Origin of the sequence: Pseudomonas sp. RW10S2, assembly GCF_014268985.1 — a bacterium.
Taxonomy (GTDB): Bacteria; Pseudomonadota; Gammaproteobacteria; order Pseudomonadales; family Pseudomonadaceae; genus Aquipseudomonas; species Aquipseudomonas wayambapalatensis.
The window spans coordinates 36,035-59,145 of sequence record NZ_JABWRO010000016.1 but is presented as its reverse complement, the minus strand read 5'-3'; the positions used below and the strand labels follow the sequence as shown (position 1 = coordinate 59,145).

General features: G+C 64.3%; 23 protein-coding genes. 15 read left to right on the top strand and 8 right to left on the bottom strand.

The annotated features are described in order from the left end of the window. Positions 1–416: 416 nt before the first annotated feature. The gene (locus tag HU729_RS05960) at positions 417–752 is read left to right on the top strand and encodes a hypothetical protein (protein WP_186664356.1); all 336 of its coding nucleotides are present in this window, start codon (positions 417–419) and stop codon (positions 750–752) included. Between the two features lie 86 nt (positions 753–838). Here HU729_RS05960 and HU729_RS05955 read toward each other — a convergent pair whose 3' ends face one another. From HU729_RS05955 to HU729_RS05945, 3 genes are all read right to left on the bottom strand, one after another. Then, on the bottom strand, positions 839–1,033 hold the full coding sequence (locus HU729_RS05955) for a hypothetical protein (RefSeq protein ID WP_186664354.1): 195 nt from the start codon (positions 1,031–1,033) through the stop codon (positions 839–841). Between the two features lie 141 nt (positions 1,034–1,174). Next, complete coding sequence (locus HU729_RS05950) at positions 1,175–1,495, bottom strand: YbjQ family protein (RefSeq protein WP_186708985.1); 321 nt, start codon at positions 1,493–1,495, stop codon at positions 1,175–1,177. Between the two features lie 60 nt (positions 1,496–1,555). Further along, positions 1,556–2,443, bottom strand: a complete 888-nt coding sequence (locus HU729_RS05945; RefSeq protein ID WP_186708983.1) for an EamA family transporter — start codon at positions 2,441–2,443, stop codon at positions 1,556–1,558. Between the two features lie 268 nt (positions 2,444–2,711). Between HU729_RS05945 and HU729_RS05940 the strand changes: the two genes are divergently transcribed. Continuing rightward, complete coding sequence (locus HU729_RS05940) at positions 2,712–4,109, top strand: cytosine permease (protein WP_186664349.1); 1,398 nt, start codon at positions 2,712–2,714, stop codon at positions 4,107–4,109. A 58-nt stretch (positions 4,110–4,167) separates the two neighbouring features. Here HU729_RS05940 and HU729_RS05935 read toward each other — a convergent pair whose 3' ends face one another. Continuing rightward, entirely contained in the window at positions 4,168–4,935 is a 768-nt protein-coding gene (locus tag HU729_RS05935; protein WP_272979759.1) for a class II aldolase/adducin family protein, read from the bottom strand. Positions 4,936–5,079: 144 nt separating this feature from the next. On the opposite strand from HU729_RS05935, the gene HU729_RS05930 reads away from it, so the two are divergent. The 6 genes from HU729_RS05930 (at position 5,080) to HU729_RS05905 (ending at position 11,700) form a co-directional block, all read left to right on the top strand. After that, a complete protein-coding gene (locus HU729_RS05930; RefSeq protein WP_186708982.1) occupies positions 5,080–7,032 on the top strand; it encodes an FAD-dependent oxidoreductase in 1,953 nt (650 codons plus the stop codon). A 42-nt stretch (positions 7,033–7,074) separates the two neighbouring features. Continuing rightward, positions 7,075–7,677, top strand: a complete 603-nt coding sequence (locus HU729_RS05925) for a cupin domain-containing protein (RefSeq protein ID WP_186664345.1) — start codon at positions 7,075–7,077, stop codon at positions 7,675–7,677. An 84-nt stretch (positions 7,678–7,761) separates the two neighbouring features. Further along, entirely contained in the window at positions 7,762–9,069 is a 1,308-nt protein-coding gene (locus tag HU729_RS05920) for a phosphate ABC transporter substrate-binding/OmpA family protein (protein ID WP_186708972.1), read from the top strand. 73 nt (positions 9,070–9,142) lie between these two features. Further along, complete coding sequence (locus HU729_RS05915) at positions 9,143–10,006, top strand: LysR substrate-binding domain-containing protein (RefSeq protein ID WP_186708969.1); 864 nt, start codon at positions 9,143–9,145, stop codon at positions 10,004–10,006. Positions 10,007–10,123: 117 nt separating this feature from the next. Next, complete coding sequence (locus HU729_RS05910) at positions 10,124–11,041, top strand: AEC family transporter (RefSeq protein ID WP_186664339.1); 918 nt, start codon at positions 10,124–10,126, stop codon at positions 11,039–11,041. Positions 11,042–11,088: 47 nt separating this feature from the next. Continuing rightward, positions 11,089–11,700, top strand: coding sequence for a cell wall hydrolase (locus tag HU729_RS05905; RefSeq protein ID WP_186708955.1), 612 nt, complete (start codon positions 11,089–11,091; stop codon positions 11,698–11,700). Positions 11,701–11,715: 15 nt separating this feature from the next. Here HU729_RS05905 and HU729_RS05900 read toward each other — a convergent pair whose 3' ends face one another. Next, positions 11,716–13,884 (bottom strand): TonB-dependent siderophore receptor, encoded by a 2,169-nt coding sequence (locus tag HU729_RS05900; RefSeq protein ID WP_186708953.1) that lies wholly within the window; start codon positions 13,882–13,884, stop codon positions 11,716–11,718. A 256-nt stretch (positions 13,885–14,140) separates the two neighbouring features. Between HU729_RS05900 and HU729_RS05895 the strand changes: the two genes are divergently transcribed. The 3 genes from HU729_RS05895 (at position 14,141) to HU729_RS05885 (ending at position 16,239) form a co-directional block, all read left to right on the top strand. Then, entirely contained in the window at positions 14,141–15,001 is an 861-nt protein-coding gene (locus tag HU729_RS05895) for a CAP domain-containing protein (RefSeq protein ID WP_186708951.1), read from the top strand. Between the two features lie 164 nt (positions 15,002–15,165). Then, positions 15,166–15,552, top strand: coding sequence for a VOC family protein (locus HU729_RS05890; protein WP_186708949.1), 387 nt, complete (start codon positions 15,166–15,168; stop codon positions 15,550–15,552). Positions 15,553–15,642: 90 nt separating this feature from the next. After that, entirely contained in the window at positions 15,643–16,239 is a 597-nt protein-coding gene (locus tag HU729_RS05885) for a hypothetical protein (RefSeq protein ID WP_186708947.1), read from the top strand. Positions 16,240–16,247: 8 nt separating this feature from the next. On the opposite strand, the gene HU729_RS05880 is transcribed toward HU729_RS05885, so the two are convergent. Then, the gene (locus HU729_RS05880) at positions 16,248–16,844 is read right to left on the bottom strand and encodes a lytic transglycosylase domain-containing protein (protein WP_186708945.1); all 597 of its coding nucleotides are present in this window, start codon (positions 16,842–16,844) and stop codon (positions 16,248–16,250) included. Between the two features lie 175 nt (positions 16,845–17,019). Between HU729_RS05880 and gspG the strand changes: the two genes are divergently transcribed. Both gspG and HU729_RS05870 read left to right on the top strand, forming a co-directional pair. Next, entirely contained in the window at positions 17,020–17,445 is a 426-nt protein-coding gene (gene gspG / locus HU729_RS05875) for a type II secretion system major pseudopilin GspG (protein WP_186664325.1), read from the top strand. A gap of 11 nt (positions 17,446–17,456) precedes the next feature. Continuing rightward, positions 17,457–18,647, top strand: coding sequence for a type II secretion system F family protein (locus HU729_RS05870; RefSeq protein ID WP_186708943.1), 1,191 nt, complete (start codon positions 17,457–17,459; stop codon positions 18,645–18,647). 19 nt (positions 18,648–18,666) lie between these two features. Here the strand turns inward: HU729_RS05870 and HU729_RS05865 are convergent, their stop codons facing one another. Beyond that, on the bottom strand, positions 18,667–19,581 hold the full coding sequence (locus HU729_RS05865; protein WP_186708941.1) for a tyrosine-type recombinase/integrase: 915 nt from the start codon (positions 19,579–19,581) through the stop codon (positions 18,667–18,669). A 169-nt stretch (positions 19,582–19,750) separates the two neighbouring features. On the opposite strand from HU729_RS05865, the gene HU729_RS05860 reads away from it, so the two are divergent. Both HU729_RS05860 and HU729_RS05855 read left to right on the top strand, forming a co-directional pair. Further along, complete coding sequence (locus HU729_RS05860) at positions 19,751–20,398, top strand: DUF1345 domain-containing protein (RefSeq protein ID WP_186708991.1); 648 nt, start codon at positions 19,751–19,753, stop codon at positions 20,396–20,398. 269 nt (positions 20,399–20,667) lie between these two features. Further along, a complete protein-coding gene (locus HU729_RS05855) occupies positions 20,668–20,928 on the top strand; it encodes a DUF1652 domain-containing protein (RefSeq protein WP_186664320.1) in 261 nt (86 codons plus the stop codon). Here HU729_RS05855 and HU729_RS05850 read toward each other — a convergent pair. Then, positions 20,925–22,997, bottom strand: coding sequence for an EAL domain-containing protein (locus tag HU729_RS05850; RefSeq protein ID WP_186708930.1), 2,073 nt, complete (start codon positions 22,995–22,997; stop codon positions 20,925–20,927). The genes HU729_RS05855 and HU729_RS05850 overlap by 4 nt on opposite strands. Positions 22,998–23,111: the final 114 nt, after the last annotated feature.

The window sequence follows — 23,111 nt, the reverse complement described above, 5'->3', positions numbered from 1 at the left end:
GCGCCGCGCGGGCGGCGCTCGATCTCATAGGCACTAAAAAACTTTCGGCAAGCCCCTGCCAGCCCTCACACAATCGCACGCGAACACCTTGAAAGGGATGACCTTGAGTGCGCGCTATTCCCCTGAAAAAGCAGGATTGTCCGACAAGATGTAGTGACTAAAAATTTTCACTACAAACCCATTGACGCCCTTCCCCAGCCTTGTGCATGATGAGGCCGTCTCCCTGATCGGGAGCGGTGGCAAGGGTGTTCCAGACGGCCTGCGCGGTAACGCAGGCCGTCCGTGGAGAGGGAAACTGTCCAAAAGGCAGCGTGAGAAAGCCCCTGTTGCGATGCTGCTGTAGCAGCCTTGGTAGAGCGCTACACCGCTGTGGCGCCAACTGTGAAAATCACCAACGAATGGGTAATGGGGGCTTTATGATGAACTTGAACAACAATCCTACGATCGACCAATTGGCTCAGCTGTTCGCCGCACGCAAGGACAGCCTCGACGACCACCTGCTGTGGGTCAGCCAGACTGGCGAGGTCCGCCTCGACCGCCTGCCGGCCAACACCGTCGAAGACGAATCCGACCTGCATATGCCCGACAGCATGTGCGCCCGTTTCAAGGTCTACCGCCGTGGCCAGGGCTACGTCGGCAAGAAGGCCGCCGCCGACACTCAGTTCGTCGAACGCGTACTCATGACCCTGCAACAAGAATGGCCTGCCGCCCGTGAGCAGCAGACCGTCAAGGTGATCGACCCACTCAACTGAGTTGTACACCGCTACTTGAGCCCGGCCCGCAAGGCCGGGCTTTTTCATGCCCGGAGCAGGCCCCTGCGATGGGCATCAATGAGTCGTCAGGATGACTTCTTGGCGGGCACCCGTGGCGTGAAGCGCCCTTTCTTGCTGCGCTGCAAGTGGGCCGGCTGAAGCTGCTCAGATTCGTCCAGAGTCATGTTGGCAAAACCCAGGTGAAAGGCCGTCTGGCCGCAACGTACCTGGCTGTTGATCGGGAATGCGTCGTTCAGGTCTTCGATATAGGACTCGCTCATACCCTGTCTCCCCTCCAAAGGCGACCGCGTCGGCAAGCAGCCTGCTTGCCCAGAGAAACACGGCTCGTTGAACTGAGACTAGCCGGTCATTTGCAGACCACCCGGACGAAAGACCTTTGCCCGACCAGTGGCACCTCGCCGCTATTTAAGACGCACAGCCGTCCCGGTGGCGAACACCACGACCATCCCACCCTGCACGGACGGCATGCTGATTTCGAAGTCCACGCCCACCACTGCATCGGCCTGCAAGCGACGTGCCCGCTCCAGCAGTTCCTCGGTGGCCTGCTCGCGCGCCTGGCGCAATGCGCTTTCCAGGGTTTGCGAGCGACCGCCGAAGAAGTCGCGCCAGCGTGCGAAGAAATCGCGCACGAAGTTGACGCCCTGCACCGATTCGGCGCTGACCACGCCGAGGTACTCGCTGATCGGGCGACCTTCGAGCTGGCTGGTAGTGGAAATGATCATGGGCGCGGCTCCGTGGTTCTGGAAAACCCCAGATGCTAACAGAGCCTCGCGTTCGACAGGTTACTGCGCGCTGGCAGCTCGCAGGCGTTGGCCCAGGCGGGGCCCGAAGACATTGATCAGCAGCCCCAGCATCACCAGCAGCGCCCCCCAACCCTGTGCGGCGCTCAGGCGCTCGTCGAGCAGCCAGGCCGAGGAGCTCAGGCCGATCACCGGCACCAGCAGCGAAAATGGCGCGACCTTGCCGGCCGGGTGACGCGAGAGCAATGTGCTCCACAGGCTGTAGCCGAGCATGGTGGCGACCAGCGCCAGGTAGAGCAACGCCAGCACCGAACTCATGCCGATGTTGGCCAGCGCATGACCGATGCGCTCCGGCCCCTCCAACCACCACGACAGCGCCAGGAACGGCAGCGGCGGGATCAACCCGCCCCAGATCACCAGGGCCACCAGGTCCACCGAGCCAAAGCGCCGGGTAATGATATTGCCCATGCCCCACATGGCGCCGGCGCACAGGGTCAACAGCAGCGCCACCAATGGCACATGACTGCTGTCTTCGCTGCCGATCACCGCAAGGCCGCCGGCCGCCACCAGCAACCCGAGCACACTGGCCGGGCGCAACCGCTCCCCCAGAAACAGCGCAGCGAAACCCAAGGTGAAGAACGCCTGCGATTGCAGTACCAACGAAGCCAGCCCCGGAGGCATGCCGCTGTACATGGCCTGGAACAGGAAGGCGAACTGCCCGAGGGAGATGGTCGCGCCATAGGCGATCAGCCAGCGCCAGGGCAGGTTCGGGCGCTTGATCAAGAGGATCGCCGGAAAGGCCACCAGCATGAAACGCAAGGCGCCGAGCAGCATGGGCGGAAGGCCGTCGAGCCCGACCTTGATGACCACGAAGTTGACGCCCCAGGCAATGATCACCAACAGGGCGATCAGCAGGTCCTTGACTGGCATTGCGGTGTTCCTTCTATCAGGCATTCACGACATATTTCGTTACAGCATAAGGGTATTCCTTCGCCAGCGACCAGCACAGTTGCGGCCTAGGGTTGCGCAACAGTCAGCTGTTTATGCAAGTGGTGGATGGTTTTGCAGTGACCTTTTCGCTATCCCAAAAGTCGATGCCTGCGCATTGACCATCTTGTATATACATGATGATATAAGAGCAGAGTCATCCCTCAGGATGCCCTCCCCGCCCTACAACAACAAACCAGCGGAGCACCACATGTCCAGCAAGCCCGTGATCGAGCGGCGCTCGATCGACTACATTCCCGAAGCTGAACGCCACGGACGCGTGTACAGCCAGTTCACCCTGTGGCTGGGAGCCAATCTGCAGATCACCGCCATCGTGACCGGCGCCCTCGCCGTCGTGCTTGGCGGTGATGTGTTCTGGTCGCTGATCGGCCTGCTGCTGGGCCAAGTGATTGGCGGAGCGGTCATGGCCTTGCACGCCGCCCAGGGGCCGCGACTGGGGCTGCCGCAGATGATCTCCAGCCGCGTGCAGTTCGGCGTCTATGGCGCGGCCATCCCGATGGTGCTGGTGTGCTTGATGTACCTGGGGTTCACTGCCACCGGCACAGTGCTGTCGGGCCAGGCTATCGGCCAGTTGCTCAGTGTCAGCGACAGTGCCGGTATCCTGATCTTCGCTGGCGTGATCGTGCTGGCCACCCTCGCCGGCTACCGCGTGATCCACTGGATCGGCCGTGTCGCCAGCGTGCTGGGGATCATTGCGTTCGTCTATCTGTTCAGCCGTATCCTGATGCTCGCCGATATCGGCCAACTGCTCGACAACCGCCACTTCAGCTGGGCCTCGTTCCTGTTGGCGGTGTCGCTGGCCGCCTCGTGGCAGATCGCCTTCGGCCCCTACGTCGCCGATTATTCACGCTACCTGCCCAGCAACACGTCGCCGCTCAAGACCTTCCTCGCCGCCGGCCTGGGCTCGGTGATCGGCGCCCAGGCATCGATGATCCTCGGCGTGTTCGCCGCAGCGATTGCCGGCGGTCAGTTTTCGGGGCGTGAAGTGGCCTACATCGTCGGCCTGGGTGGCGCCGGCACCACCGCGGCGCTGCTGTACTTCGCCATCGCCTTCGGTAAGGTGACCATCTCAACCCTGAACAGCTACGGCAGCTTCATGTGCATCGCCACGATCATCAGCGGTTTTCGCGGCAGCCTGCAGATCAGTCGCTTGCAGCGCTTGTTGTTCGTGCTCGGCATCGTGGGTGCTGCGACGCTGGTGGCCCTGCTCGGTCAGCATTCGTTCCTGAGTGCGTTCAAGTCGTTCATCCTGTTCCTGCTGACCTTCTTCGTGCCCTGGAGCGCGGTCAACCTGGTGGACTACTACTTCATTACCCGCGAGCGTTACGACATCCCTGCCCTGGCCGATCCCGACGGGCGCTATGGCCGCTGGAACTGGCCCGGCATCATCGTCTACAGCATCGGCGTGCTGATCCAGATGCCCTTCATTGACACCAAGCTGTACACCGGGCCCATGGTTGCGCACCTGGGCGGTGTCGATGTGTCGTGGCTGATCGGGTTGGTGGTACCCAGCGTGCTGTATTACTGGGTTGCCCGGGGCAAGGCCAGGCAAGCGCCGGCGCAGTTGATCGAACCCCAGGCACATTGACCGACGACACCGGTCTTTTGCAGAAGCGGCCTTTCGCTACAAAAAGCCGCTTCTGCCGTCAGTCCCGATAATCCGGCGCCACTTTCTCCAGCAAGCGCAACAGCGCCCCCCAGGCCAGCCCCATGGCATCCGGGTCCGCCAGCTCACCGGGCTTGAGCGGCCTCGCCGGAGCATTGAACTGCTGCTCGGTGTGCGCGCAGACCTCGGGCGATGGCAGCACCACCTTCCCGGCACTCTGCGCCGCCAACTGGATCTCGCAGGCCTTCTCCAGGTAGAACATGCGCAGAAACGCCTCGCCGGCCGTGCGCCCCACCGTCAGCAGCCCATGATTGCGCAGGATCATCACCGGCTTGTCCCCGAGGTCGGCGACCAGTCGCTGCTGCTCGTCCATGTCCAGGGCGACACCCTCATAGTCGTGGTAAGCGACCTTGCCGTAGAACTCCATGGAGATCTGGTTGACCGGCAGCAGCCCGCACTCGAGCGCCGCCACCGCGCACCCGGCACGGGTGTGGGTGTGCAACACGCACTGGGCATCCTCGCGTGCGCCGTGGATGGCGCTGTGGATGACGAAGCCAGCCGGATTGACCGGGTACGGCGACGCCTCCACGGCACGCCCTTGCAGGTCGATTTTCACCAGGTTGGACGCGGTGATTTCCTCGAACAGCAGGCCATAGGGGTTGATCAGAAAATGATGCTCGGGGCCGGGCACGCGCACCGAGATGTGGGTGAAGATCAGGTCCGTCATGCGGAAATGCGCAATCAGCCGATAACAGGCGGCCAGTTCCTCACGCAGGGTACGTTCGCTGGGGTGCATGGTGTCATCCAGGGTTGTTCTTGTGGGGACGAGCTTATCCCAGTACGAGGGGATGAGCCGAACGCTAGTCCTGCCAAAGTAAAAAAACAAGTTGATTTTTTACTGAAGGTACACTTCCATGAAAAAAAACAAGAACGCACGCTGGAGCTCGTACGCATGTCGACTGCCTTCGCTCACCTGTTCGAACCCTTGCAGATCCGTGGCAAACGCCTGAAGAACCGCATCATGTCCAGTGGTCACGACACCTGCCTGCCCACCGACAACCTGGTCAACGACAAGCTCGTCGCCTATCAGCGCGCCCGCGCCGAGGGCGGCGCCGGCCTGATCGTGCTGCAGGTCGCCGGGGTTCACGACAGCGCGCGCTACACCTCGCATGTGCTGATGGCCACCGACGATGCCTGCATCGACGGTTACCGACGTATCGCCCAGGCCTGCCACGCACACGGCACCGTGGTGCTGTCGCAGCTGTTCCATCCCGGCCGGGAGATCATGGAATCGGCCGATGGCCTGCTGGCAGTGGCCTACTCGGCCTCGGCGGTGCCCAACGAGCGCTTTCGCGTGATGCCGCGCGCCCTGGAGCAGCCCATGATCGACGAAATCGTCCAGGGCTACGCCAGTGCAGCCCGGCGCCTGCACCAGGCCGGGCTGGACGGCGTCGAAGTGGTGGCCAGCCACGGTTACCTGCCCGCGCAGTTTCTCAATCCACGTGTCAACCGTCGTACCGATGGCTACAACGGCGACCTCGAAGCACGCCTGCGTTTTCTGCGCGAAGTGCTGGCAGCGGTGCGTGCAGCCACTGACGAACAGTTCATCGTCGGCCTGCGCATCAGTGCCGACGAGCGTGACAGCGAAGGCTTGAGCGAAGACGAATCACTGGCGGCCGCCATCGCGGTGCAGAATCAGGTCGATTACCTGCACATCGTCGCCGGCACCTCGGCGACCCTGGGTGGCGCGGTGCATATCGTCCCGCCGATGGCCATCGAACCGGCCTACCTGGCCCGCGAAGCCGGTAGTTTCAAGGCGCGCCTGGACATCCCGCTGTTCGTCACTGGCCGTATCAACCAGCCGCAGGAAGCCGAACTGATTCTCGCCCGTGGCCAGGCCGATGTGTGCGGCATGACCCGTGCGCTGATCTGCGACCCGCAGATGCCGACCAAGACCGAACAAGGCCGTGTCGAAGACGTGCGCGCCTGCATCGCCTGCAACCAGGCCTGCATCGGCCACTTCCATCGGGGCCTGCCGATCTCCTGTATCCAGCACCCGGAAACCGGTCGTGAACTGCAGTACGGCACCGTCACACCTGCCTCCCGGCGCAAGCGTATCCTGGTGGCTGGCGGTGGTCCGGCAGGCATGAAGGCGGCCATCGTCGCCGCCGCCCGAGGCCATGAAGTGACGCTGTACGAAGCGGGCCCGCAGCTCGGCGGCCAGGTGCTGCTGGCGCAACTGCTGCCACGGCGCAGCGAGTTCGGCGGCGCCAGCACCAACTTGCAGCGCGAACTGGCACTGGCAGGGGTGCAGGTGGTACGCAATACCCGTGTAGACCGCGCGCTGGTCGAGCGCGAACGGCCAGACCTGGTGATCGCGGCCACCGGTGCCACCCCCTACTGGCCTGCATTTGAGCGCAGCGGCGAGCTGCAGGTGGTGGATGCCTGGCAGGTGCTGCGCAACGAGCACGCCCTGGGGCGCTCGGTGCTGGTGCTGGACTGGCGCTGCGACTGGATCGCCCCAGGCATCGCCGAACGCCTGGTGCGCGAAGGTCATCAGGTGCAACTGGCTGTCAATGGCACTCACTGCGGCGAGAGCCTGCCGCTCTACGTGCGTGACCAGATGGCCGGCGAACTGCACCGCCTGGGTATCCCCATCACCCCCTACGCCCGCCTCTACGGCACCGACGACAACACCGTGTACTTGCAGCACTCCGCCAGTGGCGAACCCATGATCTTCGAACAGATCGACACCCTGGTGCTGTGCCTCGGTCACCAGCCTGTCGACACCCTGGCCCAGGAACTGGCCGGGCTGGTCGAAGTACGGCGCATCGGCGATTGCCTGGCTCCACGAACCGCTGAAGAGGCAATCCATGACGGCCTGGCGGTTGCCTGGTCGCTCTGAGGCTGGTCATACTCCCGGTTTTTACCGATGGACCGACCCTCGATGAGCCAGCGCCCCCTCGTCCCGCAACTCGCCGAAGGCGGTGCCGCCGCGCCGCAGTTCCTCGGCACCCGCATCCGCGGCCTGCGCAAGCGCCGCGGCATGACCCTGGCGGAACTGGCCCGCCTCAGCGAGTTGACCGCTGGCTACATCAGCCAGCTGGAACGCAACCTGTCGTACCCCTCGATCCCGGCGCTGTTCAACATCGCCCGCAGCCTGGGGGTGACCATCCAGTGGTTCTTCGCCAGCGAAGCCAGCACCGCGCCCGAGGACCAGGGCTTCGTGGTGCGCAGGCAAAGCCGTCTGAGCGTGCATTACGAAGATGGCGTGGTCGACCAGTTGCTCACCCCGCAGCCCAACCGCCAGCTGGAGATGCTGCATTCGCGCTTCCCGCCGGGCGCCTACAGCCAGGAGAGCTACAGCCACGAAGGCGAGGAAGCCGGGTATGTGTTGTCAGGGCGTTTCGAGCTGTGGGTGGGAGAGCGCCACTTCCTGCTCGATGAAGGCGACAGCTTCAGTTTTCCCAGCCAGGAGCCGCACCGCTATGGCAACCCTGGCGAGGTGGACACGGTGGTCATCTGGGTGATCACGCCGCCCACCTTCTGACCGCTGGCCTGCGCCTGACCGTCATTTTTCATTCACACCGCTGTCGTAATCTGCCGGACATATCTGTGCCTCAAGGATCCCGGCATGCCCCGCCCGCTCGCTCTTCTGCTCTGCCTGCTGCCCCTGCTGGCTCAGGCGGAGCCAGCCACACTGCGTATCCAGGGCTCCAACACCATCGGCGCGGCGCTGGGCCCTGCGCTGGTGCGTGGGCTGCTGCAAAGCCAAGGTGCGCAAGACATCCGCAGCGAGCGCGGGAAACAGCCCAACGAGACTTATATCCGTGCCCGCGACGCCCAGGGTCAGCCATTGCTGATCACGATCGCCGCTCATGGTTCCAGCACCGGCTTCAGTGCCCTGGACAGTGGCGAAGCCGACCTTGCCGCCGCCTCGCGCCCGATTTCCGACCAGGAAGTGCTGCGACTGCAGCGCCTGGGCGACCTGCGCAGCGCGGCCAGCGAGCAGGTGATCGGCCTGGACGGCGTTGCGGTCATGGTGCACCCCGACAACCGCCTGCAGCAGTTGAGTACCGCGCAACTGGCCCAGATCTTCTCCGGCCAGATCCAACGCTGGGAACAACTCGGTGTAGCGGGCGGCCCCATTCACCTGTACGCCCGTGACGATCGCTCCGGCACCTTCGAAACCTTTCGCGCGCTGGTACTGCAACCACGGGCACTGGAGCTCTCGCCACGGGCCGAACGCTTCGAATCCGGCGATGCCTTGGCCGAACGGGTCAAGGCCGATCCCGCGGCCATCGGTTTCAGCAGCCTGACCACAGTGCATGGCGCCAAGCTGCTGGCCATCGCCGAAGGCGATGCACCGGCCCTGTTGCCAACCGCCGCAGGCGTGGCCAGCGAAGACTATCCGCTGTCGCGGCGGTTGTTCTTCTACCTGCCGGCCCAAGCGACCGACCAGGCCAGGGCGCTGGCCGAATTCACCCAGGGCCCTGCCGGGCAGGCCATTGTTGCCGCTCAGGGTTTCGTCTCGCAGCAGGTCAAGGCATTGCCGGTCGCGGTGCAGGCCGAGATGCCCGCGCAATACCGTGCCCTGGCTGCGGAGGCCCGGCGGCTGAGCGTCAACTTCCGCTTCCAGGAGGGCAGCGCCAGCCTCGACAACAAGGCCCTGCGCGATGTGCAGCGGGTCAGCGACTACCTGCGCCAGGTCGGCAAGCTGCGTGACAAAGCGGTACTCGTGGGCTTTGGCGACCCCAAGGAAACGCCCGGCCGCGCCGCCCTGCTCTCGCGCCTGCGCGCCATGGCCGTGCGCCGTGAACTGGCGCGCAGCGGCGTGGAGATCCGGGATGTCACCGGCATGGGTGATGAACTGCCGGTAGCCGACAACGACCTGGAACAGGGGCGCCTGCGCAATCGCCGGGTGGAGGTGTGGGTCTACTGACCTGCCTGGCGCTTGCCCGAGGAGGCGCGATGCGCGTACCGTGCCGGGCATTCCCGTGCAGGAGAACCGTCGCGTGTCCCTCAAAGCCCTGCGTACCCTGGTCACCATCGCCCGCCACGGCACCTTCGCCCGCGCCGCCGACCTGCTGAGCCTGACCCCTTCGGCGGTAAGCCTGCACATCAAGACACTCGAAGACGAACTGCAAGTGCCGCTGTTCGACCGCAGCCGTCGCCAGGTGATACTCACCGAAGCCGGGCAACTGGCCGTAGCGCGCGCCGAAAGCATTCTCGCCGCCTACGACGAGCTGGCCGATACCCTGGCCTGCGGCCCGAGCCTGCGTGGACGCCTGCGTATCGGTGCGATCCATACCGTGCTCGCCCGGCGCCTGCCGAAGGCGCTGGTGTGGATCAAGGCGCACCATCCGCAACTGCACATCAGCGTGGTCTCGGGCATGTCCGCGGAACTTGCGCGGCGGATCGAGGACGGTGAGCTGGACGCCGCCATTACCACCGAACCGGTCAGCCCCTACCCGCAGAGCCTGCAGTTCAGCCCGCTGTTCTCCGACCGTTTCTGGGCCGTCGCCAGCCCCGACCTGGCCGGGCAAAGCCTGGCGCAACTGCTCGCCAACCAGCCGTTCCTGCGCTTCGACAAACGCGCCTGGGCCGGTCGGCAGATCGAACAGGAACTGCGTCGCCAGCATTTGCAGGTCAGCGAGCAGATGGAGCTGGACAGCCAGGAAGCCCTGGCACGCATGGCTGCAATGGGCCTCGGGGTGGCGATCATCCCGATGAGCGACGACGACCTGCAACGGCTGCCGCCCGCCACGGTGCTGCCTTTTGGTGAGCCGCAACTGAGCCGCCACGTGGTGTTGCTGGAACATGAAAAGAGCCAGCGCCGTCACCTGAGCGCGGTACTCAGGACCGCCCTGGGCAGTTGATCAGGCAACTGCTTACGACCATGCAGTTTTTCTCAACGGTGAATGCAGAAAACAACGTTTTTTTCTGCTGACTCACCTCGCTAACCTGTGCCGGTACCCGACCACGGAACCGCGACCATGCTGCCTCTGCTCCTCACCACCCTGGTGCCCATCATCCTGCTGATCGCCCTGGGCACTCTGTTGCGGGTGCGCGGTTTTCTCGCGGAGGGTTTCTGGCCCGGCGCCGAGCGCCTGAGCTACTACGTGCTGCTGCCCTCACTGTTCCTGCATGGCCTGGCCACCGCCAACCTGGATGGAGTACCGGTGTTGGGCATGGTTGGGGTGCTGATGCTCTCGACCCTCGCAGGCGCGCTGCTGCTGGTGCTCTACCAGGGCGCGGCAGCCCACGATGGTGCTGATTTCACCTCGGTGTTCCAGGGTGGCATACGCTTCAACAACTACATTGGCGCGACCCTGGCGGCGGGCATCTACGGCAGCGCCGGCATCGCCCTGGCGGCCGTGGCCAACGCGGCGATCGTGCCGCTGGTCAATCTGCTTTGCGTACTGGTATTCGCCCGTTTCAGTGCTCGCCACAGCTCGCCACTGACCGTGCTGCGGGCGATCTTCGCCAATCCGTTGATCGTAGGTTGCGCGGGTGGCCTGCTGCTGCGGGTCACCGGGCTTGGCCTGCCGGCGGGGCTGGAGCCGACGGTCAAGGCCCTTGGCCAGGCCGCCCTGCCCCTCGGCTTGCTGTGCGTCGGAGCGGCATTGGGCGGCGCGCGGATGGGCCAGCAGGTCAAGCCCCTGGTGGCCGCCTCGGCGTTCAAGTTCCTGGTCATGCCACTGACCACCTTCGGCCTGTGTCGCCTGCTCGGTCTCAGCGGCCAGGCCGCCGTGGTGGCCGTGCTGTTCCAGGCGCTGCCCACCGCATCATCGTCCTACGTCATGGCCCGGCAGATGGGGGGCAATGCGCCGCTGATGGCGACCATCATCGCCTTGCAGACCGTCGCCGCAGCCGTCACCCTGCCATTGATGCTGAGCCTCACGCTAAGTTGAAACCACTGGCTAGAATGTAATCAGCTCACTGACGCGGAAGCCCGATCATGCGCCACCCGTGGATGGTCATCAGCCTGTTCCTGGCCCTGCCCGCAGGCCCGTTGCATGCCGCCGACAGCGCCAAGGCCGCAGTCGCTGAAGACAAGGCCCAGGCGCTGGAACAGAAAGTGGTAAACGACTCCCCGCCACCCAAGGCGCCGGAGAAGATCACCCCCACCGAGGTGCAGGCCGTGGATCCGGCCGGGCAAGCGCCGCTGGACGACAGCATCACCTGCCTTGCCCGCACCCTCTACTGGGAGGCCAAGGGCGCTGACGAGCAAGACATGAGCGCAGTGGCCAGTGTAGTGCTCAACCGCCTGGGCAAGGACGGCTTCCCCGACACCATCTGCGGCGTGGTCAAGCAAGGCGTCGAGAGCAAGAGCTGCCAGTTCTCCTGGTGGTGTGACGGGCGCCCTGACCAGGTCGAGGAAAAGGAGCGCTACGAGGTCGCCAAGGAAATCGCGCGCAAGGCATTGAACCAGCAGCTGCAGGACAGCACCGCGGGGGCGCTGTACTTCCATGATCGCACTGTGCGGCCAGATTGGGCCAAGGCCTATCGGCGCACAGCGCAGACCACGCATTTCATCTTCTACAAGCCCAACCAGGCACTGGCGCGATAGCGAGGCGACGGGCCATCAGAAATCGATGGTCCCGGAGAACTTGACCAGCCGTGGGTCGCCCTGGGTCAGGTAACCGCCGTTGGCCGAGGCCCAATAGTTCTTGTCGGTCAGGTTTTCGACGTTCATGCGCAAGGTGATGTCTTTTTCCTGCACCTTGAGGCGATAGCGCGCGCCCACGTCGAAGCGGTTCCAGGTCGGCAGGCTGAGGGTGTTGGCCGGGTTGGCGTACTGCCCGCCGGTGCGCAGCATGCGGGCATTGAGCGCCACGCCGTCGAGCCCAGGCACATCCCAGTCGACGCTGGCATTGAGCTGGAAGGTCGGGACCCCCACCGCTTTGTTGCCATCGTTGGTGCCGTTCTGGGTGTTCTTCAGCTCCGTGTCCATGCGCGTGCCACCGGCCATCAGGCGCAGGCCCGGCACCGGCTCGCCAAATCCGCTGAGCTCGATCCCCTTGTTGACCTGCTCGCCGTCCTGCACATAGAGGTTGCCCTGCACGTAGCCATCGGTGGGCCGCTCGATACGGAACAGCGCCAGGTTGGCACCGTAGGTCTGGCGGTCGAACTTGATGCCCGCCTCGATCTGCTTGGTCTTGGCCGGTGGGAACACCTCACCGACGTTGACCACCTGGCCCGACGCCGTGGCGCCCTGGGCCAGGCCCTGGATGCTGTTGGCGTACAACGAGACCGACGGGTTGAGCTTGTAGACGATGCCATACACTGGTGTGGTGACCGCTTCGTCGTAGAACGCAGTACGCCCGGCGTCCACACCCGTGCCGCGGTAGGCATAGCCTTCGACACGCAGTTGCTGGCGGCGTACGCCAGCGGTGAGCAGCAGCGTGTCGTCGAACAGCCCCACGGTATCGGACAGCGCCAGGCTGCGGTTGCGGGTCTTGCCGGTCACACCTGGGTCGTCGAGCATGCCGCCGACCAGCGTAGGCGTTGTCGGTTTGGGCAGTGGGCTGGTGTTGTAGATATTCGTGTTCTGCGAGCTGTAGAAGACGTAGGCGTTTTCCTGCTGGGTCCAGATGCTCGCGGCGCCGAGATTCAACTGGTGGCTCACCGGGCCCGTCTGGAAGCGGCCATTGATCCCGGCCATCAGGCTGGTGTTGTCTTCGTTGTGCGGGATCTGCGAACCACCGATGGTCGCGGCGCCCGTGGCAGCGTTGGTGAGGACCGGCGTGCCATAGAAACCGTTCTCGCGGGTGTGCTTGACGCCCCCGCTGATGTAGCCGCTCCAGTTCTCGTTGAAGTCGTAGTCGCCGCGCAGCATGCCGAAGGTATCCTCGGTCTCGGTCCACGACCAATCCTGGCCGTAGTTGTGATCGGCGCTCGGAGCACGCGGGATGCTGGTCACCGCCGAGCCCAGGCGCACCGAATTGCGCAGGTGATTGACGCGCTGCTTCTGGTAACCGATGTCGGCCGACAGGCGCAGTTGGTCACCACGATAGTCCAGGCCTGCAACGAACAGTTTGCTGCGTTGGTCCTGGTCGTCCACGGCGGTTTCGCCTTCACGCTGGGACAGGTTCAGGCGCGCGCCGAAACGGTTGTCTTCACCGAAACGCTGGCCGATGTCCAGGTGTTCGCCGATGCGCCCATCGCTGCTGATGTCCTGGGTATAACGGCGAGTCGGCGTGTCGCCGGCGCGCTTGGGCTGCAGGTTGACGTTGCCACCAAGGCCGGTGCCAGTGGGGCTGGCGCCGTTGAGGAACGCATTGGGGCCCTTGAACAGCTCGACCCGCTCTACCGCGTCGGTGGAGATCATCTGCCGTGGCAGCACGCCGTACAGGCCATTGAACGACACGTCGTCGCCGCTCAACGGCAGGCCGCGGATCACGAAGACCTGGGACTGGTTGCCAAAGCCGAACGACTGGCGCACCGAGGGGTCATTGAGCAGCACATCACCAATATCCTCGGCCTGTTGATCCTCGATCAACTGCGAGGTGTAGCTGGTCATGGTGAACGGCACGTCCATCATGTCCTGGTTGCCCAGCACGCCCATCTGCCCGCCACGAGCCACCTGCCCACCTGCGAAGGCCTCCGGCAACTGGGTGCGAGGCGCCTTGACGGCATCGGCGTTGATCGCGGTGGCGTCGAGCTCCAGCGGCGCATCAGCGGCATGGGCGGCTATGCCAAGGGAACAGCAGAGGGCGAGCAGGGTCGGACGAAAAGGACAGGAACGTGCCATGAAAGGCTCCCGATGAAGTGAATGGAGCGCCTTCCTGGCATGCATTATTGCGATTGAGTCGTGTTTATAATGGATATTGCGAATTATTTCCAATCAATTGCACTTTTTCGCCCTTCGCCGGTCTACTGCCTCTTTTGCCGCAACAATCGGTTGTCGGTGGTTTACTGCAACTCACAAGACGAGGCCAAAAGCCTGCAGCTTGTGTAGGATGGGCAGCGCCAACACGAGGTCGCTGCCAGTCATAGGGAGATTCTTGATGCGCGTCCTGTCATCTGTTGCCTGCCTTGGCGCCCTGTCACTCGGCCTGGTCATTTCCACCAGTGCCCTGGCGATCAGCGGCGACGAAGCGCAACTGATCGAGTCGATCAATGCCTACCGCAGCCAGGCCCAGCGCTGCGGCGACGCAGGTTCGCTGGAGTTGCCGCCGCTCAATAGCGACACCCGCCTGGCGCTGTCGCCGGAAGGCACCCGCGACCTGCAGCAGGCCATGACCCGTGCCGCCTACCCCATGGTCAATGTCCAGGCCATCAGCTTGTCTGGGCCACGGGATGCCAAGGCGGCGATGAGCGCCATCGAAGAAAGCTTCTGCCAGGTGGTGCTCGACCCGCAGTTCGTGGATATCGGTGTCAGCCAGGAAGGCCGCGACTGGCGCATCGTGCTGGCACGCCCGCTGCTCAGCGGGCGCCTCGGCGACTGGCAAGCCGAAGGCCAGAAACTGCTGCAGGAGGTCAACGCCGCGCGCAAGATACCGCGCCAATGCGGTGGGCAGCCTTTCGCAGCAGCAGCGGCCCTGAGCTGGAATACCACGCTGGCCGGTGTCGCCGCCAACCACACGCGGGCGATGGCCAACCAGAACTTCTTCGACCACATCGACCGCGACGGCCGCACGCCGGGTGATCGGGCCGAGCTTGCCGGCTATCTGTATCAGCAGATCGGCGAAAACATCGCTGCCGGCCGCGATACGCCACGCAAGGTGGTCGATGGCTGGCTGGCCAGCCCTGGCCACTGCGCAACGCTGATGAACCCGGATTACCGCGAATTGGGCGCAGCCTATGCCGTAGATCCCACGAGCGATGCGGGGATCTACTGGACGGCATTGTTCGGGTCGCCGCAGTGAGGCGGATGCATGGGGCCGCTGCGCGCCCCATCGCGGGTCAAGTCGGAGCTCCGCCCCCCCGCTCCTGCAGATAGGATCAAGGGTGCCTCGCCCCGCCATCAGACTGGTCAAATGGCGCGCAGCGTCTTTACTTAACGCTACGACCCTCAGGAACGGTGCAGCCTATGAAGATCGTAGTCACCAGCATCCTCGTCGACGACCAGGCCAAGGCTCTGGCTTTCTATCATCACGTTCTGGGTTTCCAGCCCAAACACGACATTCCGATGGGCCAGCACCGCTGGCTCACCCTCACCTCCCCCAACGACCCCAATGGTGTCGAGCTGCTGCTCGAGCCCGATGCCCATCCGGCTGCCAAAACCTACAAGGCCGCGCTCAAGGCCGACGGCATCCCGGCCACCTCCTTCGCCGTGCGTGACATCCAGGCCGAGTACACGCGCCTGTGCGCCGGCGGCGTGCAGTTCACCCAGCCGCCTACGCCAATGGGGCCTGTCACCGTGGCGGTGTTCGACGATACCTGTGGCAACCTGATCCAGATCGCCCAACGCCATTGATCACAGCGGACTGCCGGCAGAGGCGACAGCCCTCACGGCATCCGCTACATTCTGTTTACCCGCCAGCGCACATAGAACAAGGAAAATCCGATGCGCTACGAATTCAGCGAAGTCCTGAACGACCTGGTCGACTATTTCCTCGTCGGCGACATCCAGCGACTGGCGCGTTTCAAGGATGACAACGCGCTACCCGACGACCTTGCCCACGAATTCACCCACCCCCGCACCGACACCGACAGCGGCGACCGCGCCGTGCTCGAAGGCGTGGTACTGCCCCTGGCAGGCATCGATAACCTGCCCTACCGCATCATCTTCAGCCTCGACGAACGAACCCCGGCCCTGCTCGAAGCCGGCAGTCGCGTGGCACACCGCCGCGCAGGCTACGTGCTGCACGTGGAGAACCACGCGCTGATGCTGTTCACCTGGCGCATGCTGCAGCACTTCACCAACAAGACCCTTGGCGACTTCATGGCCCGCTACCAGGTGCCGGGCCGACCGATGATCGAACTCGACAACGGCTGGTACCAGGTCGAGGTCCTTGCCGGCGCAGTAGTACGTGACGGGCTGTACGAGCCGGCGTTCGAGTTCCTGCTCAGTCGCACCCACTGCCACCGGCCAGCCCCCGATATCGACATTGGCTATCGCTTTTCGCTGGGCGGCGAAGTGCCCTCCGTCATCGCGCACTGATCCACCGCTCACCACGCCCCACCCTCGGCGAGCCCCTGCAGGCGCCGGTAGTCGCGCAGCACGTTGGGCACATAGCGCCGGGTTTCGGCAAAGGGCGGCACCACGCGACCACGGCTGATCACCGCGTCGGGCCCGGCGTTGTAGGCTGCCACGGCCAGGGTGATGTCGTTGTCGAACAGCCTGAGCATGCGCTTCAGGTAGCGCGCCCCGCCCTGCACATTGTCTTTGGGGTCGAGGACGTCCTTGACCCCCATCTCCCGGGCGGTATCGGGCATCAATTGCATCAATCCGGCAGCCCCCTTGGCCGAGCGGGCCTTGGGGTTGTAGCCGGACTCGGCCTTGATCACGGCATGCAGCAACGCCTGGGGCACTTCATGCAGGCGGGCCGCATCCGCTACCAGGTCAGCGTAGGGGCGCCCACTCAACAGTTGCGCCTCCAGAGGGCCGGCCTGGGGGCGGGTCTCGCTGATGACCCGCTCATACTGGCGCCCCGGTCGATGCACGTTGGACAGCACGTAGGTGCCACCCGCGCCGATGGAGATGTACACGTCAGCCTGGGCCGCACCTGCCAGCAGCCCGATCAAGCCAAGGATGAGTCCACGCATGTCGCTCGTCTCCCCGCCGTGCCCCCCGATGTGGGGGAAATGCCCCGAAAAACCTGGGCCCTGCAGCTCTCACGCAAGCAGCGTGCCGCTTGCCTGAGCCGCATGCCACAAGGCCGCAAGGCAGACGTGCACGGCTGTTGCATGGGGGCCTGTACACGCATCGGAGGGCATCGCCATGCAGCGCCGCATTCGCACACAACGTGGTTTCACCCTGCTCGAACTTCTGGTGGTGCTGGTGGTGCTCGGCCTGCTGGCCGGCATCGTCGCGCCCAAGTACTTCAGCCAGCTCGGCCGCTCCGAAGCCAAGGTTGCCCGGGCGCAGATCGAAGGGCTGGGCAAGGCACTGGACCTGTACCGCCTCGAGGTGGGCCACTACCCCAGCAGCGAGCAGGGTTTGCAGGCGCTGGTCACCGCCCCCGGTGGCGAGGCGCGCTGGTCCGGCCCTTATCTGCAGAAGGCCGTGCCCCAGGACCCTTGGGGCCGCCCTTACATCTATCGTCAGCCGGGTGAGAACGGTGGCGAGTACGATCTGCTGTCGATGGGCAAGGACGGCCAGCCCGGTGGTGACGGCGAAAACGCCGAAGTCACCAGTTGGCAGTGAGGGCATTCGCCATGCGCTACAGCCTCAAGGCCCTCGGCAGGCAGGGTATCGTGCAAATGCAGGTCGAAGCTGAGGATGCCGAGCATGCCCGGCGCCAGGTTCAGGACCAGGGGCTGCGGGTAGTGAGCCTGCAACGCCAGGGGTTGTCCTGGTCGCATGGCAACTGGCGGCGCGCTCAGCCCTTCGACCTGGTGCTGTTCAGCCAGGAGCTGGGGACTCTGCTCGACGCCGGCCTGCCCCTGATCGACGCCCTGGAAAGCCTGGCGCAAAAGGCGCCGAACGCCCCGGCGCGCAAGGTGCTTGGCCAACTGGTGAGCCAGCTGTACGAAGGCCGTTCGCTGTCCCAGGCGCTGGCCCAGCAGCCCCGGATCTTCCCCGGGCTCTATGTGGCGCTGGTGCAATCCAGCGAGCGCACCGGAGCCCTGGGTGATGCCCTCGGCCGCTATATCAGCTATCGCCAGCGCCTGGACCTGGTGCGCCAGAAGCTTGTGGGCGCGTCGGTCTATCCCTTGTTGCTGTTGTTGGTCGGCGGGGGGGTCGTATTGTTTCTGCTCGGCTATGTGGTGCCGCGCTTCAGCCTGGTGTTCGAGGGCATGGGCAGTGAACTTCCGTGGCTGTCGCGGGTGCTGATGAAGGTCGGCCTGTTTCTACATGCCCAGCAACTGCCCTTGGGGCTCGGCACACTGACAGGCATCCTCACCCTGGTGCTGCTGCGCCGCCACCCGCGTGTGCGCCGCGTTGCCAACCGCCAACTGCAGCGCCTGCCGGCCTTGCACCAGCGCTTGCTGATGTACGAGCTGGCGAGGTTCTATCGTTCGCTGGGGATCCTGCTGCAGGGTGGCATTCCGATCCTGACCGCAATGGGGATGGCGCGCGGACTGCTCGGCAGCGTTGCAGGCGAAGGGCTGGAGCGTGCGGCGCGGCAGGTGGGCGAAGGGCTAGCCTTGTCGGCGGCGCTGGAGGCTGGCGGGCTGGTCACGCCGGTGTCGCTGCGTCTGCTGCGGGCGGGGGAGCAATCAGGGAACCTGGGGCAGATGCTCGAACGTTGCGCCGATTTCCATGACCAGGAGATCGGTCGTTGGGTCGAGTGGTTCGTGCGCTTGTTCGAACCACTGCTGATGACCTTCATCGGGCTGCTGATCGGGCTGATCGTGATCCTGATGTACATGCCGATCTTCGAGTTGGCCTCGAGCATTCATTGAGCGGGGCACAACGCCGATCTCAATAGTCGAAGCGCTCCACCGCCCGCCGCCGCTCGTTGTCGTCACGTCGGTCGTACCCTGCGGTGGTCTGGATGTTCACATGGTGGGCAAGCTTCTGGGCAATCGACAGGTCGTGCTCCTCGATCACCCGGGTAATGAACGCCCTGCGAAAATCGTGCGGCATGATCTTCGCCCCCACCTGCGCGCCACGCTGGCGGGCGATGTAGTAGATCGCATGCTTGGTGATGCGCGCACGGGTGATATGGCTGCCCCGGCGAATCCGGTTGAAGAGGAAGGGATCGTCCGCCGCGCCCTCCGGCAACTGCGCGCGGCGCAGGTCGAGCCAGGCCTGCAGCTTGTCGAAGGCCCAGGCCGGGGCGTACTTGACCAGTTGCCGATTGCCCTTGCCCAGCACCTGCAGGCTGTGTTCGTGGAAGTCGACATCGCACAAGTCGATGTCCACCGACTCGGACTTGCGCATCCCGGTGCCGTACAGCAAGGCGATGATCGCCGCATCGCGCACACCTTGCGGCCGCGGATCGGCAGCGCAGACTTCCATCAGCTCACGGATCAGGCTGCGTCGCAGGTTGCGCCCAGGTGGCAGGCGCGTGCCGCTCGCAGGCTTGACCTCGCGAATCCTGAGTAGATGCTCGTGGTCGATCAGCCCCTGGCGCCAGGCCTCATTCATCACCCCGCGCACCGCGTTGACGTACAGCGAAGAGGTATTGGGTGCAAAACCATCGGCACGCAAGGCTGCCACCAGGGCAATGACGTGGCCAGGTTCGATCAGGTGCCAGGGCACCGCGGCGATGTCGCAATCGGCGAACCCCAGCCGGTCGGCGGCATCCTGGAGGATATAGCGCATGGTCAACTGGCTGGAGGGCGCCAGGCGTGCCAGGTACTGCAGCAAGGGATTGTGCAGGGAATCGGTCAAAACGTGGATCCTGTAGCGTGAAACGAGTCATCACCTTGATACACAAGGCTTTTATCGATGGCGAACGCGGATGGTACCTGATGATCGACCACGGATCGAACGCGCGGCGACACAACACCACCTGGTGCAGGCTAAAGTGGAAGACAACCCAGACTACCGCCGAGCGCCCATGGCTTTCCACCGCCTGACCCGAACCCACCCACGCCTGACCCTTGCCACGCTTGTTGGCCTGCTCGGCGGCTGGCTGATCCCCGCAGACGACTGGACGCAGCGTTTTCTCGCAGGCTGGAACCTCGGTGTCTGGCTGTACCTAACGCTGGTGCTGTGGCTGACCTGGCGCGCTACATCCCAAACCGTGCGCAAGGTCGCCAATGTCGAGGACGAAAACGCAGGCCTGGTCCTGTTCACCGTCTGCATTGCAGCCATTGCCAGCCTGGTCGCCGTGACCCTCCAACTGGCGTCCAGTCGCGGCCTGCACGGCAGCGCGCAGGCCCTGCACTACCTGTATACCGGCCTGACCGTGGCCGGATCCTGGCTGTTGATCGGCTGTATCTTCAGCCTGCACTACGCGCGGCTGTTCTACACCGACAGCCACAAGGAGCCCCCTCTGCGCTTCGCCGATGGCGAACGCAACCCCGATTACTGGGACTTCCACTATTTCTCCTTCACCCTCAGTGTCGCGGTCCAGACCTCGGACATAGGCGTGGCCAGCCGAGCCATGCGCCGGGTGGTGCTGGCCCACTCCCTGGTCAGTTTCGTGTTCAACACCGCGATCCTGGGTTTCACCATCAATATCGCCGCCGGCCTGCTCAGTTGACCGCTGGTCCGAAAGCGCAGGTCGGTCAGGTTCGCACCCGTTGCTCGCCAAGCCACGCGGAAAACGTTTGCCCCCATGGACGCCCGTGATTTGCCGGAGCCACGTGGATGTGACCTGTGTCATGCATTCGCCGATTTGTCATCTTCGCTGCGCGACACTGGCGCCGTAGCTGCTATGTTTAAGTTTCGCTGTCCCCCCTGCCCTTCACGACAAGGCCAGGCACAGGGTTCAGCGACCAGACGCCCGAACACCCGGAAATGGAGGCTGGCATGAACAAGATGACGTTCCCCAACGCCTGCCAGGTGATGCGCTGGCATTTCCACCCGCTGGGCTTCGAGGCCAGCATGGATGCACCACGCAGCATGGTCGCGCGCTTGTTCGACCGGGCCACTGGCGAAACCCTGCTGGCCATCGCCGGCATTCCCTGCGCCGCGATCATGGCCGCGGCAGATGTGGAGCGCATCATCGAGGCAGTCGAAGCCGAGATGGACGCCTTCAACCCCTTCCCTACCCTGCGCGACGCGGGTTAGCCGTTCTCGCCCTGCGTCAGCCGTTGCATGAACTGCTCGGCCGGTACCGGCTGACCCAGCAAGTAGCCCTGCAGCGAATCGCAGCCCAGGCGGGTCAGGAAGTCCTGCTGACGATCGGTTTCAACGCCCTCGGCAACGATCCGCAAACCCAATGCCTGCCCCAACGCAACGATCGCCGAAACGATCGCGGCATCGTCGCTGTCATGCTCGAGGTCGCGGACAAAACCGCGGTCGATCTTCAGCTCGTTCGCCGGCAGGCGTTTGAGGTACATCAGGCTGGAATAGCCCGTCCCGAAGTCGTCGATTGACAGATCGACGCCCATGTCCGACAAGCGCTGCAACACCGTCAGGCTGGCATCGGCATCGCGCATGGCGGTGGTTTCGGTGATTTCCAGGGTCAGGCGGTTGGCCGGCAGGCCGTTGTCGGCCAAGGCTCGCGAGACACTGTCAACCAACCCTGAATGGCAGAACTGGATGGCCGACAGGTTCACCGCGATGCGCCAATGTCCATGGCCCTGATCCAGCCACAGGCGCATCTGCCGGCAGGCTTCGCCCAGCACCCATTCGCCGATGGGGATGATCAGGCCGGTCTTCTCCGCCAGGCCGATGAAACGGTCCGGCAGCAACAGCCCTTGCTGCGGGTGCTCCCAACGCAACAAGGCCTCGGCACCGATCGGCGTACATTGGTGCGCTTCGAACTTGGGTTGGTAATACAGCCGGAACTGGTCATGCTCGAGCGCCGCGCGCAGGTCCTGCAGCAATTGCAGCTGCTGGCGGGCGTTACTGTTCATCGAGGTGTCGAAAAAACTGTAGCCGTTCTTGCCCGCGCTCTTGGCGTGATACATGGCCGCATCGGCATTGCGCAGCAGTTCGTGCTGGTCCTGGCCATTACCCGGGTAGAGCACGATACCCAGGCTTGCCGACAATTGCAGGTCGTGCTCTGCAACACGAAATGGCCTGGCTACCAGGTTGACCTGTTTGTCCGCCACGCCCACAGCATCGTCCGGTTCCTGCAACTCGACCAGCAGGACGAACTCGTCACCACCAATCCGCGCCAAGGTGTCCTGGCTATGCAGATGTCCACGCAGCCGCGCAGCCACCGCCTTGAGCAACTGGTCGCCAACATGATGGCCGAAGGCATCGTTGACCGGCTTGAACCCGTCCAGGTCGATGAACATCAGCGCAAAGCAACCACCTTGCTCTGCCACCTTGGCCATGGCCTGCTCGATACGGTCGGCCAGCAAGGTGCGGTTCGGCAGCCCGGTCAGGGTGTCGTGCAGGGCCAGTTGCGTCAGCTCCTGGTTGGCCTGGGTCAATGAGCGCGCAAGTTCCGCGGTGCGGGATTCGAGGCGCGCGTCCAGCACCGACGTCAGCAAGGCCACCGCCAGCACCGCCAGGGTGGTGATCAGTACTGCATAGTCCAGCCAGTCGCCAGACAACCCGCCGACCAGCGCACCGCAGTAACTACCCTCGGGGAAGTTGGCCGCCGCCATGCCGGTGTAGTGCATGCCGACGATGGCAACCCCCATCAGCACCGCTGCGGCACCGCGGATCTGCCGAACGTACGGCGTCTGCCTGCGCAGGCGGAAGGCAATCCATAAGGCTGCCGCCGAGGCGCCCACGGCGATGGCCAGCGAAGCACCGAACAGCGCCGGGTCGTAGTCGATCCCGGGCAGCATCTGCAAGGCAGCCATGCCGGTGTAGTGCATGCAGGCAATCCCGGTGCCCATGAACAGCGCACCCGAGCCCACCTGCGGGCAACTCAACCGCGGCTGGCTGACCAACCACAAGGCAAAGCCTGCAGATAACACGGCGATCAGCAGTGACAACGCGGTCAAGCCCAGGTCGTAGCCCAGCTCGATGGGCAACTCGAAGGCCAACATGCCGATGAAATGCATCGACCAGATGCCGATTCCCATCGCCAGCGCCCCGCCGCCCATCCACAGATACACCGCGCGTCCCTTGGCGGTGGCGATGCGGCCTGCGAGGTCGAGTGCGGTGTAGGACGCCAGGATGGCCACGCACAGCGAGATCAACACCAGCGAAGAGGAGTAGCTACCTGTCAGCATTTCAAGTTCCGGCAGAGGGCGAGGAAGGGCCCGGAAAAGGCGGAGGATTTTACGCGAACAGGGAGGAAAGGCACGGGATTTTGCGGGGACTACAGGGTGGAAGATCCAGCGGTC

Excerpts from the sequence above, each read along its gene's own strand:
- HU729_RS05885 (WP_186708947.1), top strand. The coding sequence starts at position 15,643 with ATGCGCTACGAATTCAGCGAAGTCCTGAACGACCTGGTCGACTATTTC.
- HU729_RS05955 (WP_186664354.1), bottom strand. The coding sequence starts at position 1,033 with ATGAGCGAGTCCTATATCGAAGACCTGAACGACGCATTCCCGATCAAC.
- HU729_RS05850 (WP_186708930.1), bottom strand. The coding sequence starts at position 22,997 with ATGCTGACAGGTAGCTACTCCTCTTCGCTGGTGTTGATCTCGCTGTGC.
- HU729_RS05945 (WP_186708983.1), bottom strand. The coding sequence starts at position 2,443 with ATGCCAGTCAAGGACCTGCTGATCGCCCTGTTGGTGATCATTGCCTGG.
- HU729_RS05950 (WP_186708985.1), bottom strand. The coding sequence starts at position 1,495 with ATGATCATTTCCACTACCAGCCAGCTCGAAGGTCGCCCGATCAGCGAG.
- HU729_RS05960 (WP_186664356.1), top strand. The coding sequence starts at position 417 with ATGATGAACTTGAACAACAATCCTACGATCGACCAATTGGCTCAGCTG.
- HU729_RS05940 (WP_186664349.1), top strand. The coding sequence starts at position 2,712 with ATGTCCAGCAAGCCCGTGATCGAGCGGCGCTCGATCGACTACATTCCC.
- HU729_RS05880 (WP_186708945.1), bottom strand. The coding sequence starts at position 16,844 with ATGCGTGGACTCATCCTTGGCTTGATCGGGCTGCTGGCAGGTGCGGCC.
- HU729_RS05925 (WP_186664345.1), top strand. The coding sequence starts at position 7,075 with ATGAGCCAGCGCCCCCTCGTCCCGCAACTCGCCGAAGGCGGTGCCGCC.
- HU729_RS05920 (WP_186708972.1), top strand. The coding sequence starts at position 7,762 with ATGCCCCGCCCGCTCGCTCTTCTGCTCTGCCTGCTGCCCCTGCTGGCT.
- HU729_RS05900 (WP_186708953.1), bottom strand. The coding sequence starts at position 13,884 with ATGGCACGTTCCTGTCCTTTTCGTCCGACCCTGCTCGCCCTCTGCTGT.
- gspG (WP_186664325.1), top strand. The coding sequence starts at position 17,020 with ATGCAGCGCCGCATTCGCACACAACGTGGTTTCACCCTGCTCGAACTT.
- HU729_RS05905 (WP_186708955.1), top strand. The coding sequence starts at position 11,089 with ATGCGCCACCCGTGGATGGTCATCAGCCTGTTCCTGGCCCTGCCCGCA.
- HU729_RS05890 (WP_186708949.1), top strand. The coding sequence starts at position 15,166 with ATGAAGATCGTAGTCACCAGCATCCTCGTCGACGACCAGGCCAAGGCT.
- HU729_RS05860 (WP_186708991.1), top strand. The coding sequence starts at position 19,751 with ATGGCTTTCCACCGCCTGACCCGAACCCACCCACGCCTGACCCTTGCC.
- HU729_RS05895 (WP_186708951.1), top strand. The coding sequence starts at position 14,141 with ATGCGCGTCCTGTCATCTGTTGCCTGCCTTGGCGCCCTGTCACTCGGC.
- HU729_RS05870 (WP_186708943.1), top strand. The coding sequence starts at position 17,457 with ATGCGCTACAGCCTCAAGGCCCTCGGCAGGCAGGGTATCGTGCAAATG.
- HU729_RS05930 (WP_186708982.1), top strand. The coding sequence starts at position 5,080 with ATGTCGACTGCCTTCGCTCACCTGTTCGAACCCTTGCAGATCCGTGGC.
- HU729_RS05910 (WP_186664339.1), top strand. The coding sequence starts at position 10,124 with ATGCTGCCTCTGCTCCTCACCACCCTGGTGCCCATCATCCTGCTGATC.
- HU729_RS05855 (WP_186664320.1), top strand. The coding sequence starts at position 20,668 with ATGAACAAGATGACGTTCCCCAACGCCTGCCAGGTGATGCGCTGGCAT.